Genomic DNA, 14,574 nt, shown 5'->3' on the forward strand with positions numbered 1-14,574 from the left:
GCGGCCGTTCCACCAGGCCCGCGGCGGTGCCACCTGCACCGGAGGAGACCCACGTGCTCTGCACTCGATGTGGCCACCAGAACCCCGAGGGCAGCCGATTCTGCGCCCAGTGCGGGTCAGCCCTGAGCCCCGAGCGGGTCGGTGAGTCGACGAGCATCATCCCCAAGGTCGGCGGCGAGGACTCCGGCGAGCAGGCCGAGGTCTCCGAGTCCCCGGCCGACGCCCACGCCGGCGCCGTCGAGTCCCTCCCGGCCGGCTCCGCGCTGCTGGTGGTCAAGCGCGGCCCCAACGCGGGCAGCCGCTTCCTCCTCGACCAGGAGGTCACCACCGCCGGCCGGCACCCCGACAGCGACATCTTCCTCGACGACGTCACCGTCAGCCGCCGGCACGTGGAGTTCCACCGCGAGGGCGGCGGCTTCACCGTGCACGACGTCGGCAGCCTCAACGGCACCTACGTCAACCGCGAGCCGGTCGACGTGGCCTCCCTCGCCGGCGGCGACGAGGTCCAGATCGGCAAGTTCCGCCTGGTGTACCTGACCGGGCCGCGGACGGGCGAGCCGGCCGGCGCATGACCGCCGCGGTCAGCCCGGCCCGGCACGCGAGCGGGCGAGAGCAGTGAGCGCGGTGCCCCAGCCCAGCGGAAGCGCGGACCGGGACACCGACGACACGGCACCGCGGTTCACGATCGGGCAGGTCCTCGGCGCGCTGCGCGGGGACTTCCCCGACGTGACCATCAGCAAGATCCGCTACCTCGAGTCCGAGGAGCTGGTCCACCCGCAGCGCACCCCGTCGGGCTACCGGAAGTTCTCCGCCGCCGACGTCACCCGGCTGCGGTACGTGCTGGCCGCCCAGCGCGACCAGTACCTGCCGCTGCGGGTGATCAAGGAGCACCTCGACGCCCTCGACCGCGGCGAGGAGCTCCCCGGCCGGGCCGACGCCGAGCGGACCGCGGCGACGGAGCCGGCCCCGGCCGGGACCACGGCCGGCGACGTGGCGGACGACGTGGCCGGTGACGTGGCAGGTGACGTGGTGGGCACAGCGCCGCTGCCGGCCGAGGCCTTCGCCCGCGCCGCCGGGCTGACCGACGAGCAGCTCGCCGACTGCGTGCACTTCGGCCTGCTCACCCCTGACGCGCAGGGCCGGCACCGGCCGGTCGACCTGCCGGTGGCCCGGGCCGCCGCCGGGCTGGCCCGGCACGGCATCGAGCCGCGGCACCTGCGGCTGCACCGGACCGCCGCCGAGCGCGAGGCGGCGCTGCTGGAGCAGCTGGTCACCCCGGCGCTGCGGTCCCGGTCCGAGGAGGCCCGCGCCCGGGCGACCGAGCAGCTCCAGGAGCTCGCCGGGCTCTCCGCCCAGCTGCACGGGGCGCTGCTGGAGGCCCGGCTCCGCGAGGTCCTCGGGGGCTGAGGGCTGGCGTAACGTTGCGGGGGAGCGGGTACCCCCGGGTGCACCGCCCGGAGCCCCGGCGGCCGCGGCCGGGGCGACCGCAGCAGGCACCAGCAGCGCGCACCAGCGGGACCCAACGGGGGCCTCAGCGGAGGGGAGCCAGACGTGCAGGAGCTCAGAGTCGTCGGCGTCCGGGTGGAACTGCCCGGCAACCAGCCCATCCTGCTGCTCAAGGAGGCCCAGGGGGAGCGCTACCTGCCGATCTGGATCGGGGCGGTCGAGGCGGCCGCCATCGCGTTCGAGCAGCAGGGCGTCCGCCCGGCCCGCCCGATGACGCACGACCTGCTGCGCGAGGTGGTGAGCGCCCTGGGCGCCAGCCTGGAGGCCGTGCACATCACCGAGATGCGCGACGGCATCTACATCGCCGAGCTGCTCTTCGGCGACGAGCGCACGGTCAGCGCCCGCCCGTCGGACGCCGTCGCCCTGGCCGTGCGCACCGGGGCGCCGATCTACGGCGCCGAGTCCCTGCTCGACGAGGTGGGGATCGAGATCCCCGACGAGCAGGAGGACGAGGTGGAGAAGTTCCGCGAGTTCCTCGACAACATCAGCCCGGAGGACTTCGGCGCCGGCTCCGGCTCCGGCGGCGCACCCTCCTGATCACCCGTCGGGGGTGCCGGGGGGCGGCGACCGCGCGTCTCGGTTGACCGGGTCCCGGCCCGGGCCTACCGTCAGCGAATCACCCGCGTGTGACTCCCTGAGCCACGTCCAGGTGACCCCACCGGCCATCGCCGGAGGCGGCCCAGCTGCTGGGTGCCGAGAACGAGGAGGCGCTGGATGAGCGACCAGGACGACGGTTCGCAGGGTCAGCTGTTCAGCGACGCCGCCGTGGGCGCACCCTCCTACGACGAGGCCGACAGCGAGTCGGTCGGCTACCGCGGCCCCACGGCCTGCGCCGCCGCCGGGATCACCTACCGGCAGCTGGACTACTGGGCCCGCACCGGTCTGGTCGCCCCCTCCGTCCGCACCGCGACGGGGTCCGGCACGCAGCGCCTCTACTCCTTCCGCGACATCCTGGTGCTCAAGGTGGTCAAGCGGCTGCTGGACACCGGCGTCTCGCTGCAGAACATCCGCAAGGCCGTCGACCACCTGCGTACCCGCGGGGTCCGCGACCTGGCCAACATCACGCTGCTGTCCGACGGCGCCACCGTCTACGAGTGCACGTCCGCCGAGGAGGTCGTCGACCTGCTCGCCGGCGGCCAGGGCGTCTTCGGCATCGCCGTCTCCGGTGCGCTCCGCGAGCTCTCCGGTGAGCTGGCCGAGCTGCCGGCCGAGCGCCTCGACGGTGGTCCGCACGCCGACGACGAGCTCTCCCAGCGCCGCCGCCGCCGCGCGGCTTCTGCCTGACGGAACGGCCCTTGCGGCGCTGGTAGCGTCGATGCAGTGGCCGATCGACTCCCTGGCGCTGGTTCCCCCGTCCTGACCGGGGCGCTGCCGTCCCTGTCCGACCTCTCCACCGCCGGGTCCTTCGCCGGCCGGCACATCGGGCCGCGGGGCGGTGAGACCGCGGCCATGCTCGAGGTGGTGGGGCACCCCTCGCTGGCCTCGCTGGCCGACGCCTGCGTCCCCGAGGGCGTTCGCGACCGCACCCCGCTGGACCTGCCCGCCGCCGCCGACGAGGCCACCGTGCTGGCCGAGCTGCGCGAGCGCGCCGCGGCCAACGAGGTGTTCACCTCGATGATCGGCCTGGGCTACAGCGGCACGGTCACCCCGGCGGTCATCCAGCGGAACATCCTGGAGAACCCGGCCTGGTACACCGCCTACACGCCCTACCAGCCCGAGATCAGCCAGGGCCGGCTCGAGGCGCTGATCAACTTCCAGACGACGGTCGCCGATCTCACCGGGCTGCCGGTCGCCGGGGCCTCCATGCTCGACGAGGCCACCGCCGCCGCCGAGGCGATGACCCTGGTCCGCCGCGCGGGCCGGGCGAAGGCTGACGCGGTCTTCGTCGTCGACGCCGACACCCTGCCGCAGACCCTCGCCGTGCTGCGCACCCGCGCCGAGCCGCTGGGCATCGGCCTGCACGTCGCCGACCTCTCCGCCGGCTGGCCCACCGACCTGCCGGCGGCCGGCGCCTTCGGCGTGCTGCTGGCCCTCCCGGGCGCCGGGGGCGCGGTCCGCGACCACCGGGCGCTGGCCGCGGTCGCGCACGAGGCCGGGGCATCGGTCGTGGTCGCCGCGGACCTGCTCGCGCTCACCCTGCTGGAGGCGCCGGGGGAGTGGGGCGCCGACGTCGCCTGCGGCACCACCCAGCGCTTCGGCGTCCCGCTGGGCTACGGCGGTCCGCACGCCGGCTACCTGTCGGTGCGCGAGGGGCTGGCCCGCCAGCTGCCCGGCCGGCTGGTCGGCGTCTCGGTCGACGCCGACGGCGCCGTCGCCTACCGGCTGGCGCTGCAGACCCGCGAGCAGCACATCCGCCGGGAGAAGGCGACCAGCAACATCTGCACCGCGCAGGTGCTGCTGGCCGTGATGGCCGGCGCCTACGCGGTCTACCACGGCCCCGAGGGGCTCACCGCCATCGCCGCCCGGGTGCACCGCAGCGCGCAGGCGCTGGCCGGCTGGCTGCGCGCCGGCGGCCTGCAGCTGGTGCACGAGCACTTCTTCGACACGCTGTCGGTCGCGGTGCCCGGCCGGGCCGCCGAGGTGGTGGCCGCCGCCGCGGCGCGCCGGGTGAACCTGCGGCTGGTGGACGCCGACACGGTGGCGGTCGCCTGCGACGAGACCACCACCCCCGCCGTCCTGCGGCTGGTGGCCGAGGCGTTCGGCGTCACCCCGGACGACGCGGCGCTGGACGACGCCGGCGCCGACGCCCTGCCGCCCGCCCTGCGCCGGCGCACGCCGTTCCTCACCCACCCGGTCTTCGCCGAGCACCGCTCGGAGACGGCGATGCTGCGCTACCTGCGGCGGCTGTCGGACAAGGACCTGGCGCTGGACCGCACGATGATCCCGCTCGGCTCGTGCACGATGAAGCTCAACGCCGCCACCGAGATGGCCGCCGTCACCTGGCCGGAGTTCGCCGGGCTGCACCCCTTCGCCCCGGCCGAGCAGGCCCGCGGCTACCGGCAGCTGATCGACGAGCTGTGCGCGGGGCTGGCCGAGGTCACCGGCTACGCGGCGGTCAGCGTGCAGCCCAACGCCGGGTCGCAGGGGGAGTTCGCCGGGCTGCTGGCCATCCGCGGGTACCACCGCAGCCGCGGGGAGGACCGCCGCGACGTCTGCCTGATCCCGTCGTCCGCGCACGGCACCAACGCCGCCAGCGCGGTCATGGCCGGCATGCGCGTGGTGGTGGTGGCCTGCGACGACGCCGGCAACGTCGACCTCGCCGACCTGCGGGCGAAGGTGGACGCGCACGCCGACCGGCTCGCCGCGATCATGATCACCTACCCGTCGACGCACGGGGTGTTCGAGGTCGAGGTGCAGGAGATCTGCGCCGCGGTGCACGACGCCGGCGGCCAGGTCTACGTCGACGGCGCCAACCTCAACGCGCTGGTCGGCCTGGCCCGGCCGGGCCGGTTCGGCTCCGACGTCAGCCACCTCAACCTGCACAAGACCTTCTGCATCCCGCACGGTGGCGGCGGTCCCGGCGTCGGCCCGATCGGCGTCCGGGAGCACCTGGTGCCGTTCCTGCCCGGCCACCCGCTGGTGGAGACCGGCGGGCAGGGCCCGGCGGTCTCCGGCGCCCCGTTCGGCTCCGCCGGCATCCTGCCGATCTCCTGGGCCTACCTGCGGCTGATGGGCCCCGACGGCCTGCTGCGGGCCACCGAGCACGCCATCCTGGCCGCCAACTACCTGGCCGAGCGGCTGCGCCCGCACTACCCGGTGCTCTACACCGGCGCCACCGGCCTGGTGGCGCACGAGTGCATCCTCGACATCCGGCCGCTGACCAAGGCCACCGGCATCACCAACGACGACATCGCCAAGCGGCTGATCGACCTGGGCTTCCACGCCCCGACGATGAGCTTCCCGGTCGCCGGCACGCTGATGGTGGAGCCGACCGAGAGCGAGGACAAGGCCGAGCTCGACCGGTTCGTCGAGGCGATGGTGGCGATCCGCGAGGAGGTCGAGAAGGTCGCCACCGGGGAGTACGACGCCACCGACAACCCGCTGCGCAACGCCCCGCACACGCTGGAGATGCTGGCGGGGGAGTGGGACCACCCCTACCCGCGCGACGTCGCGGTGTACCCGGTGGCGCGGCTGCACGGCCGCGGCTACCTGGCCCCGGTCCGGCGGATCGACGGCGCCTACGGCGACCGCAACCTGGTCTGCTCCTGCCCGTCCCCGGAGGCGTTCGAGGAGCAGCACGAGGCGCGCCCGCCGGTGCCGGCCCAGCCGACCCGCGCGCAGGGCGCGCCGGACGACCTCGGGACGACGCGGGACGTGGTGGGCGCGCAGTAGCGCGCCCGCCGAGGTCCTAGGCGGAGACCGCCAGCGTCCAGGGGCGGCTCAGCACGACCTGCCCGTCGGGGAGCAGTTCACCGTCGTCGTCGAAGAGGACCACCCCGTTGCAGAGCAGGGTCCAGCCCTGCTCGGGGTGCCGGCTCACCGGGACGGCGAGGACACGGTCGTCGGTGTCCGCGGTGGGACAGGGCAGCAGGTGAGCACACATCCTGGTCAACTCCTGGTCGGCCCCGGCGAGCGGGGACGGGTCGGGCCGCATCCGTGCGGTGGACCGAGTGTGCGCGCGGTCACGTCCGGTGCACCGGGCGCGAGCTGACGAGGTCACCCGCCGGGGTTGGCAGAGTGTGTCCGCCGGCTCAGAGCTTGCGGAGCAGCACCCGGCGGACCGAGTGGTCGGCGGCCTTCTGCAGCACCAGCCGCGCCCGGGAGCGGGTCGGGGCGATGTTCAGGCGCAGGTTCGGCTCGTTGACCGCCGTCCAGATGCCCCGCGCGGTCGTCGTCGCCTCGTCGTCGGTCAGGTCGGCGAACCGGTGGAAGTACGCCGCGGTGTCGGAGAACGCGGTGCGGCGCAGCGCGAGGAAGCGCTCGACGTACCACCGCGAGATGTCCTGCTCGGTGGCGTCGACGTAGACGGAGAAGTCGAAGAAGTCCGACAGGAACACCTCCGGCACCCGGCCGTCCGGTCGGCCACCGGCCTGCAGCACGTTGAGGCCCTCGAGCACCAGGACGTCCGGGGAGTCGACGAGCTGCCGCTCGCCGGGCAGCACGTCATAGGACAGGTGCGAGTACAGCGGGGCGCTGACCGCCGGCCGGCCGCTCTTGACGTCGGCCAGGAAGCGCAGCAGGGCGCGCCGGTCGTAGCTCTCCGGGAAGCCCTTGCGGCCCAGCAGGCCGCGCGCCTCCAGGACGGCGTTGGGCAGCAGGAACCCGTCGGTGGTCACCAGGTCGACCCGCGGGGTGTCCGGGGCCGCGGCCAGCAGGGCCTGCAGCAGCCGGGCGGTGGTGCTCTTGCCGACCGCGACGCTGCCGGCGACCGCGATCACGAACGGCACCTTCTCGGTGCGGGCGCCCAGGAACTGGGTCTGCGCGGCCCACAACCGGCGGCTGGCGGTGACGTGCAGGTGCAGCAGCCGGGCCAGCGGCAGGTAGACGGTGGCGACCTCGTCCAGGTCGATCCGGTCGCCGAGGCTGGCCAGCGCCCGGACGTCGGCGGCGTCCAGCGGCAGCTCCGAGCCCGCTGCCAGGGCGCGCCAGGACTCCCGGTCGAACGCCGTGAAGGGCGAGACCTGCGCGCGTTGACCGACCGTCACGGCGCCCATCGTGCCGGTCGGGCCCCCGGAGCCCCCCGACCGGGTGGTCCGGCGGGCGCGCGGCGGTCACCGCGGGCACGGGGGCGTCTAGGGTCCTGGGCGTGTCCGCGCCCCGGCTGCTCGACCGGATCGAGCGCTACTTCACCCTCGCGCCGCTGGCGGACGCCCGGGTGCACACCGCCGGGCCGCTGCGGGTGCCGATCGGCTCGGCGGAGTGGCCCTACCCGGCCCGCCCGGAGCCCGGCCGGGAGGCCGAGGTCTCCCTCGCCGACGTGCGGGCGGCCATCGCGCTGCAGGAGCAGGCCGGGCTGCCGGTCGCCCTGGAGTGGCTCGGCGACCACTGCCGCGGCCTGGCCCAGGTCGCGCGGCAGGCCGGGCTCGTCGTCGACGAGCTGCCCCTGCTGGTCGCCGACGACCCGGTCGAGGTGCTGCTGCCCGCGGAGGTCCGGCTCTACCTGGTCGGCGCCGACGACCCGCGGCTCGGCCTCTACCAGCGGCTGGCCGAGCTGGCGTTCGCGAACCCGCGACCGGCCGTCGCGGTGCCGGCCGGCGCCGGCCGCGGCGTCCCGGACGTGGCGCTGGACGACCCCGGGCCGACCGAGCTGCCGCCCACCGAGGTGCTGCGGGAGCGGGTGGCGACCGGGCGCACGGTCATGATGGTCGCCGTCGACGACGGCCAGCCGGTGGCGATCGGCTCCCACCAGCCGGTGGACGTCGACGGCACGGAGGTCAGCGAGGTCGTCGGGGTGGCCACGCTGCCCCGCTTCCGCGGCCGCGGCCTGGGCGCCGGGCTGACCTCGGCGCTGGTCGAGCACGCCCGGCAGACCGCCGACCTGGTGTTCCTCGCCGCGGGTGACGACGACGTCGCCCGGGTGTACGAGCGGGCCGGCTTCGCCTGGGTGGCCACCAGCTGCCTGGCCGAGCGCCCGACCCACTGAGCTCCGCTCCTCGGCGGAGCCCGGCGGGCCGGTCAGCGCGGGACGGTCAGCGCGGGACGGTCAGCCGACCTCGTACGTCGCGACGATCCGGCCGCGGGCGAGGGTGTGGCTGAACAGGTTGAACCCGAGGTAGGCCGGGGTCGCCTCGGCCGGGACGCCCAGGTCGTCGGTGTCCAGCGCGTGCACCACCACGTGGTAGTGGTGGGCGCCGTGACCGGCCGGCGGCGCCGCGCCCACGTACCGGGCCAGCCCGGCGTCGTTGCGCAGCTGGACCGCGCCGTCCGGGAGCCCGGACCCCTGCTCGTCGCCGGCGCCCGTGGGCAGCTCGGTCACCGAGGCGGGGATGCCGGCGACCGCCCAGTGCCAGAAGCCGCTGCCGGTCGGGGCGTCGGGGTCGTAGACGGTGACCGCGAAGCCCCGGGTCCCGTCCGGGAAGCCGGACCAGGACAGCTGCGGTGAGACGTCGTCGCCACCGGCCCCCAGGATCCCGCTGACCTGCGGCGTGGTGAGGGCCTCGCCGGAGCTGATGTCGGTGCTGGTGACCTCGAACGAGGGCACCTGGGGGAGGAAGTCGTAGGGGTCGGGCACGGTGGGCCGGTCGGCCATGCCGGGTCCTCTCGGTCGTGGGGCCCCGGCGACACCGGGGTGCGGCAGGTGCCGCGGCTGCTGCCGACCCTAGGCAGGTCCGCGCGCCGGTGCCCGACGCGCCCGCCACCAACTACCGTTATCCCCAACACCGCGCGCGATGTCGAGCCCGTCGTCCCCGGCCACCCGGCGTCCCTCCCGACCCGGACGCCGACCACGACGCAGCAATGGCCCCGGTCAGCCGCCACCGGTGACCGCGGCCAGCCGGGCCCGCAGGAACGCCGCGTCGGCGGGGGAGACCGGCAGGGCCAGCGCGGCCCGGTACTCGTCGGCGGCGGCCAGCGGGCGCCCGGACCGGCGGTGCAGCTCCGCCCGGGTGGCCGGCAGCCACGGGTACCGGGCCAGCACCGGGTCGTCGGCCACCGCGCGCAGTGCCTGCAGCGCCGCCGAGGGGCCGTCCACCTCGGCCAGCGCGACGGCGCGGTTGAGCGCCACCACCGGGGTCGGCCACTCGGCCAGCAGCGCGTCGTAGAGCCGCAGCACCTGCCGCCAGTCGGTGTCCGCGGCGGTGGCGGCCCGGGCGTGCTCGGCGGCGATCGCGGCCTGCAGGGTGAACCGGCCGGCGGGGTGGGGGAGGAGGCCGCGCACCAGGGCGAGCCCCTCGGCGACCGCCGCCGCGTCCCAGCGCGAGCGGTCCTGCTCGGCCAGCAGCACCACCGCGCCGGCGTCGTCCCGGCGGGCCGGTGCCCGCGCGCCGGTCAGCAGCGCGAGGGCGAGCAGACCCCGGGCCTCGGTCTCCCCGGGCGCGACCCGCACCAGCGCCCGGGCGAGCAGCACGGCCCGGGCGGCCAGCCCGTCGTCGGCGGCCGGGTCGTCGTGGGCGCAGGTGAGCACCAGGTGGACGACGTCCAGGGCGCCGGCCACCCGGCGGGCCCGGTCCGCGGCCGCCGGCAGCCGCAGCGGGATGCCGGCGGCGGCGATCTTCTTCTTGGCCCGGGTCAGCCGGGCGGCCAGGGTCGGCTCGCTGACCAGCATCGCCCGGGCGACCGCCGCGGTCGGCACCCCGCAGACCGCGCGCAGCGTCAGCGCCACCCGGGACTCCGCGGCCAGCGCGGGGTGGGCGCACAGCAGCACCAGCCGGAGCAGGTCCTCGCCGTCGTCCCTGGCGTCGTCCCGCGGCGCCCGGCCGGGGCCGTCCCGGGTCACCCGTTCGGTCTCGGCGATCAGCCCCGGGAGCGCCCGGCGCTCCGTCGCCGAGCGGCGCAGCCGGTCCAGCGCCCGGTGGCGGGTCGCGGTGGTCAGCCAGGCGGCGGGGTTGCCGGGGACGCCGTCGCTGCGCCAGGTGCGCACCGCGGCGGCGAACGCGTCCTGCACGCAGTCCTCGGCCGCGTCCAGGTCGCGCAGCAGCCGCACCGTGGTGGCCAACAGCACCGGCCAGTGCTCCCGGTGCGCGGCCTCGACAGCAGTGGCGACGGCGTCCCCGGCGGGGGTCACCCTTCCTCGCCCATATCCCAGACCGGCCGCACCTCGACCCCGCCGGCCAGCACCGGGCACTGCTTCGCCAGGTCCAGCGCCTGGTCCAGGTCGCGGGCCTCGATCAGGTAGTACCCGCCGAAGGCCTCCTTGGCCTCCAGGAACGGGCCGTCGGTGACCAGCGGCTCGCCGGCGGGGTCGCGCCGGACGGTGGTCGCGGTGGCCTGGTCCCGCAGCGCCTCCCCGCCGAGCACCCGGGCACCGTCGGCGGCCTCCACCGCGGCGGTGAAGACGCGGTGGGCCTGCATCGTCGTCTCGAACAGCTCCTCGCCGCCCTCGGCGTAGAGGTCCTCGCGGTCGTAGAGCATGAACAGGTACTGCGGCACGGTCTGCCTCCTCGCTCGCCACCGGCCGTCCCGGTGGACACCACTCCGACGTGCGACCCGGGCGGATTCGACAGGTCGCGGCGATCATCTCCCCGTAGCGTGGCGGTGTGCTGGGACTCCCCGACGACATCAGGGCCTGCCTGTTCGACCTCGACGGGGTGTTGACGCAGACCGCGAAGGTGCACCAGGCCGCCTGGAAGCGCACCTTCGACGAGTTCCTGCGCGGGCACGACCCCGCCGCGGCCGAGTTCAGCCAGGACGACTACAACCGGTTCGTCGACGGCAAGCCGCGCGAGGACGGCGTCCGCGACTTCCTGGCCAGCCGGCAGATCACCCTGCCCGAGGGCACCGACGGCGACCCGGCCGACGCCGCCACGGTGCGCGGCGTGGCCACCCGCAAGAACGAGCTGCTGCTGCGCGAGCTCGACGAGCACGGGGTGCAGGTCTACGAGGGGTCGATGCGGTACCTGCGCGCGGCGCGGGACGCCGGCCTGGCCACCGCGGTGGTGACCGCCTCGGCCAACGGGGAGCAGGTCGTGGCCGCCGGTGGCTTCGCCGACCTCATCGACGCCCGCGTGGACGGGGTGGTGGCCAAGCGCGACGGGCTGCGCGGCAAGCCCGCGCCCGACGGCTTCCTGGCAGGTGCTCGGGCGCTGGGCGTGGAGCCGGCGCACTGCGCGGTGTACGAGGACGCGCTGGCCGGCGTGGCGGCCGGGCGGGCCGGGGACTTCGGCCTCGTCGTCGGCGTCGACCGGGTCGGCCAGGCCGACCAGCTGCGCGAGCACGGCGCGGACGTCGTCGTGCAGGACCTCGACGAGCTGCTCGGGGACGACCGGTGACGGAGGGGCGCGCGCACTTCCTGGTCGAGCCGTGGTCGCTGACCGAGGTCGGCATCGACCTGGCCGCCCTCGGGGTCAACGAGTCGGTCTTCGCGCTGGCCAACGGGCACATCGGCATGCGCGGCACGCTGGACGAGGGGGAGCCGGTCGTCGTCCCGGGCACCTACCTCAACGGCTTCTTCGAGGAGCGGCCGCTGCCCTACGCCGAGGCCGGCTACGGCTTCCCGGAGCAGGGCCAGACCGTGGTGAACGTGACCGACGGCAAGCTGGTCCGGCTGCTGGTCGGCGACACCCCGCTGGACCTCCAGTACGGCGACATCATCTCGCACCGCCGCACCCTGGACCTGCGCAACGGGCTGCTGCGCCGGAGCACCGAGTGGCGCTCGCCCAGCGGCCGCCAGGTCAAGGTCACCAGCACCCGGCTCGTCTCGCTCACCCGCCGGTCCATCGCCGCGATCGAGTACCAGGTCGAGTGCACCGACGACCAGGGCGACCTCTACATCGCCCTGCAGTCGGACCTGCTGGCCAACGAGGTGCGCAACACCGCCGCGACCGACGACCCGCGGGCCGCCTCGGCGATGAACCGCCCGCTCGCCTCCGACCTGCACGTGGGCCGCGGCCGGCACGCCGTGCTGGTGCACCAGACCAAGCGGAGCCGGCTGCGGATGGCCGCGGGCATGGACCACGAGGTCGACGTCCCCGACTCCGCCAGCGAGGACCTGGAGACCTCGCCGGACCTGGCGCGCTACACCCTGGCCGCCCGGCTGCCGGCCGGGTCCAAGGTGCGGCTGGTGAAGTACCTGGCCTACGGCTGGTCGAGCCGGCGGTCCGCGGCGGCCGTCCGCGACCAGGTCGAGGGTGCCCTGGCCACCGCCAAGCTGGCCGGCTGGACCCGGCTGGTCCGCGAGCAGCGCGAGCTGCTGGACCGCCACTGGGACGAGGCCGACGTCGAGATCGAGGGCGACGACGAGCTGCAGCAGGCCGTGCGGGTGGGCATGTTCCACGTCCTGCAGGCGGGGCTGCGCGCCGAGCGGCAGCCGATCCCGGCCAAGGGGCTCACCGGCGACGGCTACGACGGGCACACCTTCTGGGACACCGAGACCTACGTGCTGCCGGTGCTCACCTACACCGTGCCGGCCGCGGCCCGGGACGCGCTGCTCTGGCGGCACTCCACCCTGGACCTCGCCCGCGAGCGGGCCCGGGTGCTCGGCCACGACGGCGCGGCCTTCCCGTGGCGCACCATCCGCGGCGAGGAGACCTCGGGCTACTGGCCGGCCGGGACGGCGGCCTTCCACATCAACGCCGACATCGCCGACGCGGTGTCCCGGTACGTGGCAGCCACCGAGGACCAGGAGTTCGACCGCGACTACGGCACCGAGCTGCTGGTCGAGACGGCCCGGCTGTGGGCCTCGCTGGGCCACTTCGACGACGGCCGCGGGTTCCGGATCGACGGCGTCACCGGCCCCGACGAGTACGACGCGATCGTGGACAACAACGTCTACACGAACCTGATGGCGCAGCGGAACCTGCGCGAGGCCGTCGCCGCGGTCGACCGCCAGCCGGAGACGGCGGGCCGGCTGCTGGTCAGCCGGGACGAGGTCGAGCTGTGGACCCGGGCGGCCGACGCCATGCGCATCCCGTTCAACGAGGTGCTGGGCGTGCACGAGCAGTCCGAGGGGTTCACCCACCACGAGGAGTGGGACTTCGCCGGCACCGACCCGGACAAGTACCCGCTGCTGCTGCACTTCCCGTACTTCGACATCTACCGCAAGCAGGTGGTCAAGCAGGCCGACCTGGTGATGGCGCTGCACCTGCGCGGTGACGCGTTCACCCCCGAGCAGAAGATCGCCGACTTCGCCTACTACGAGGCCCGGACGGTGCGGGACTCCTCGCTGTCGGCGGCCCAGCAGGCGGTGGTGGCGGCCGAGACCGGGCACCTGCAGCTGGCCCACGACTACTGGGGCGAGGCGGCGCTGACCGACCTGCAGAACCTGCACGGCAACAGCGGGCACGGGCTGCACATCGCCTCGCTGGCCGGAGGCTGGACGGTCGCCGTCGCCGGGTTCGGCGGCATGCGCGACCACGGCGGGCAGCTGACCTTCGCGCCGCGGCTGCCGCCCCGGGTCCGCCGGCTGGCGTTCCGGGTGGTCTTCCGCGGCCGGTGCCTGGCGGTGACGGTGACCGGGCAGCGGGCCACCTACCGGCTGGTCTACGGCGACGAGCCGCTCGAGATCGGCCACCACGGGAAGCTGTTCACCGTCTCGCACGAGCCCACGGAGCTGGAGATCCCGGCTGCGCCACCGGTGGAGCCGGTGCGGCAGCCCCCGCACGCCGCCCCGCGCCGGCGGAACCGGCCGACCAGCGATTAAGGACCCCGTCCCCCTCATCCCTCGCAAGCTCGGGACGAGCCTCTGGACGGGGCCGACGGCCGACGGGCACCGCTCAGCGCACGAGCCACCAGGTGCCGAGGAGGAGGGCGCCGGCGTCGACGAGGAGGAAGACGCCGACCCACAGCAGGCCGGGCAGGTGGGTGAGCCGGGCCAGCTGGTCGGCGTCGGAGTCGGGCGCACCCCGGCCCCGGCGGCGGGTGGCCTGCAGCTCCAGGACGGTGCGCGGCGCCGCCAGCAGCAGGAACCAGGTGACCGCGTGCGCGAAGGCGGCCTGCCCCTCGGCCGGCAGCCACCAGGTGGCGGCCAGCACCAGCGTGCCGGTCACCAGCACCGACCACAGCCCGTACCAGTTGCGGATCTGCACCAGCAGCAGCGCCAGCAGCCCCAGCAGCGCCCACAGCAGCCCGACGGCGTAGCCGGCCGCCAGCAGCGCGGCCGCCCCCAGCCCGAACAGCCCGGGCCCGGTGTAGCCCGCGGCGAGGGTGAGCACCATGCCGGCCCCGGACGGGCGGCCGGCGGAGACGGTGACGCCCGAGGTGTCCGAGTGCAGCCGGATGCCCGACAGCCGCCGTCCGGTGACCAGGGCCGCCAGCCCGTGCGACCCCTCGTGCGCGATGGTCACCGCGTGCCGGGCCCGCTGCCACACCGCGGGCGAGGCGACCAGCAGCAGCGCCAGCGCCGCGCTCAGCGCCAGCAGCCAGCCCGGCAGCGGGGGAGAGGTGGCCGAGACACGCGACCAGGACCGCTCGAGGACCTCCATCCCGCGATCATCGCCAGCCCGGCTGTGCGGCGGCCCCACGCCGCGCGGGCGG

The 14,574-nt window shown here is 75.5% G+C and carries 14 protein-coding genes; 8 read left to right on the forward strand and 6 right to left on the reverse strand.

The genetic code is table 11. The features are described from left to right. Nucleotides 1–26 precede the first annotated feature (26 nt). The 5 genes from odhI to gcvP all read left to right on the forward strand — a co-directional run bounded on the left by odhI (nucleotide 27) and on the right by gcvP (nucleotide 5,838). A complete protein-coding gene (gene odhI / locus HL054_RS07075; protein WP_440347924.1) occupies nucleotides 27–572 on the forward strand; it encodes an oxoglutarate dehydrogenase inhibitor Odhl in 546 nt (181 codons plus the stop codon). Nucleotides 573–624: 52 nt separating this feature from the next. After that, nucleotides 625–1,407, forward strand: a complete 783-nt coding sequence (gene ftsR / locus HL054_RS07080; protein ID WP_369138164.1) for a transcriptional regulator FtsR — start codon at nucleotides 625–627, stop codon at nucleotides 1,405–1,407. A 144-nt stretch (nucleotides 1,408–1,551) separates the two neighbouring features. After that, on the forward strand, nucleotides 1,552–2,043 hold the full coding sequence (locus HL054_RS07085; RefSeq protein ID WP_369138165.1) for a bifunctional nuclease family protein: 492 nt from the start codon (nucleotides 1,552–1,554) through the stop codon (nucleotides 2,041–2,043). Between the two features lie 177 nt (nucleotides 2,044–2,220). Further along, a complete protein-coding gene (locus HL054_RS07090; RefSeq protein ID WP_369138166.1) occupies nucleotides 2,221–2,790 on the forward strand; it encodes a MerR family transcriptional regulator in 570 nt (189 codons plus the stop codon). A 36-nt stretch (nucleotides 2,791–2,826) separates the two neighbouring features. Continuing rightward, nucleotides 2,827–5,838: an aminomethyl-transferring glycine dehydrogenase gene (gcvP, locus tag HL054_RS07095; RefSeq protein WP_369138167.1), complete on the forward strand. Its 3,012-nt coding sequence runs from the start codon at nucleotides 2,827–2,829 to the stop codon at nucleotides 5,836–5,838. Nucleotides 5,839–5,854: 16 nt separating this feature from the next. On the opposite strand, the gene HL054_RS07100 is transcribed toward gcvP, so the two are convergent. Both HL054_RS07100 and coaA read right to left on the reverse strand, forming a co-directional pair. Next, entirely contained in the window at nucleotides 5,855–6,049 is a 195-nt protein-coding gene (locus HL054_RS07100) for a DUF5999 family protein (protein ID WP_369138168.1), read from the reverse strand. 148 nt (nucleotides 6,050–6,197) lie between these two features. After that, nucleotides 6,198–7,160 (reverse strand): type I pantothenate kinase, encoded by a 963-nt coding sequence (gene coaA, locus HL054_RS07105; RefSeq protein ID WP_369138169.1) that lies wholly within the window; start codon nucleotides 7,158–7,160, stop codon nucleotides 6,198–6,200. Nucleotides 7,161–7,252: 92 nt separating this feature from the next. Between coaA and HL054_RS07110 the strand changes: the two genes are divergently transcribed. Then, a complete protein-coding gene (locus HL054_RS07110; protein ID WP_369138170.1) occupies nucleotides 7,253–8,089 on the forward strand; it encodes a GNAT family N-acetyltransferase in 837 nt (278 codons plus the stop codon). Nucleotides 8,090–8,149: 60 nt separating this feature from the next. On the opposite strand, the gene HL054_RS07115 is transcribed toward HL054_RS07110, so the two are convergent. From HL054_RS07115 to HL054_RS07125, 3 genes are all read right to left on the reverse strand, one after another. Next, a complete protein-coding gene (locus tag HL054_RS07115) occupies nucleotides 8,150–8,695 on the reverse strand; it encodes a YbhB/YbcL family Raf kinase inhibitor-like protein (protein WP_369138171.1) in 546 nt (181 codons plus the stop codon). Nucleotides 8,696–8,911: 216 nt separating this feature from the next. Continuing rightward, nucleotides 8,912–10,168, reverse strand: a complete 1,257-nt coding sequence (locus HL054_RS07120; protein ID WP_369138172.1) for an RNA polymerase sigma factor — start codon at nucleotides 10,166–10,168, stop codon at nucleotides 8,912–8,914. Next, entirely contained in the window at nucleotides 10,165–10,533 is a 369-nt protein-coding gene (locus tag HL054_RS07125) for a YciI family protein (protein WP_369138173.1), read from the reverse strand. Before HL054_RS07125 ends, HL054_RS07120 begins: the two co-directional genes overlap by 4 nt. A gap of 107 nt (nucleotides 10,534–10,640) precedes the next feature. Between HL054_RS07125 and HL054_RS07130 the strand changes: the two genes are divergently transcribed. Continuing rightward, nucleotides 10,641–11,372: an HAD family hydrolase gene (locus tag HL054_RS07130; RefSeq protein WP_369138175.1), complete on the forward strand. Its 732-nt coding sequence runs from the start codon at nucleotides 10,641–10,643 to the stop codon at nucleotides 11,370–11,372. Then, a complete protein-coding gene (locus HL054_RS07135; protein WP_369138177.1) occupies nucleotides 11,369–13,741 on the forward strand; it encodes a glycoside hydrolase family 65 protein in 2,373 nt (790 codons plus the stop codon). Before HL054_RS07130 ends, HL054_RS07135 begins: the two co-directional genes overlap by 4 nt. Nucleotides 13,742–13,814: 73 nt before the next feature. Here the strand turns inward: HL054_RS07135 and HL054_RS07140 are convergent, their stop codons facing one another. Next, nucleotides 13,815–14,522, reverse strand: coding sequence for a M50 family metallopeptidase (locus HL054_RS07140; RefSeq protein WP_369138178.1), 708 nt, complete (start codon nucleotides 14,520–14,522; stop codon nucleotides 13,815–13,817). Between the last annotated feature and the right edge of the window lie 52 nt (nucleotides 14,523–14,574).

This window comes from Modestobacter versicolor (genome assembly GCF_041028285.1).
Classification (GTDB): domain Bacteria; phylum Actinomycetota; class Actinomycetes; order Mycobacteriales; family Geodermatophilaceae; genus Modestobacter; species Modestobacter versicolor_A.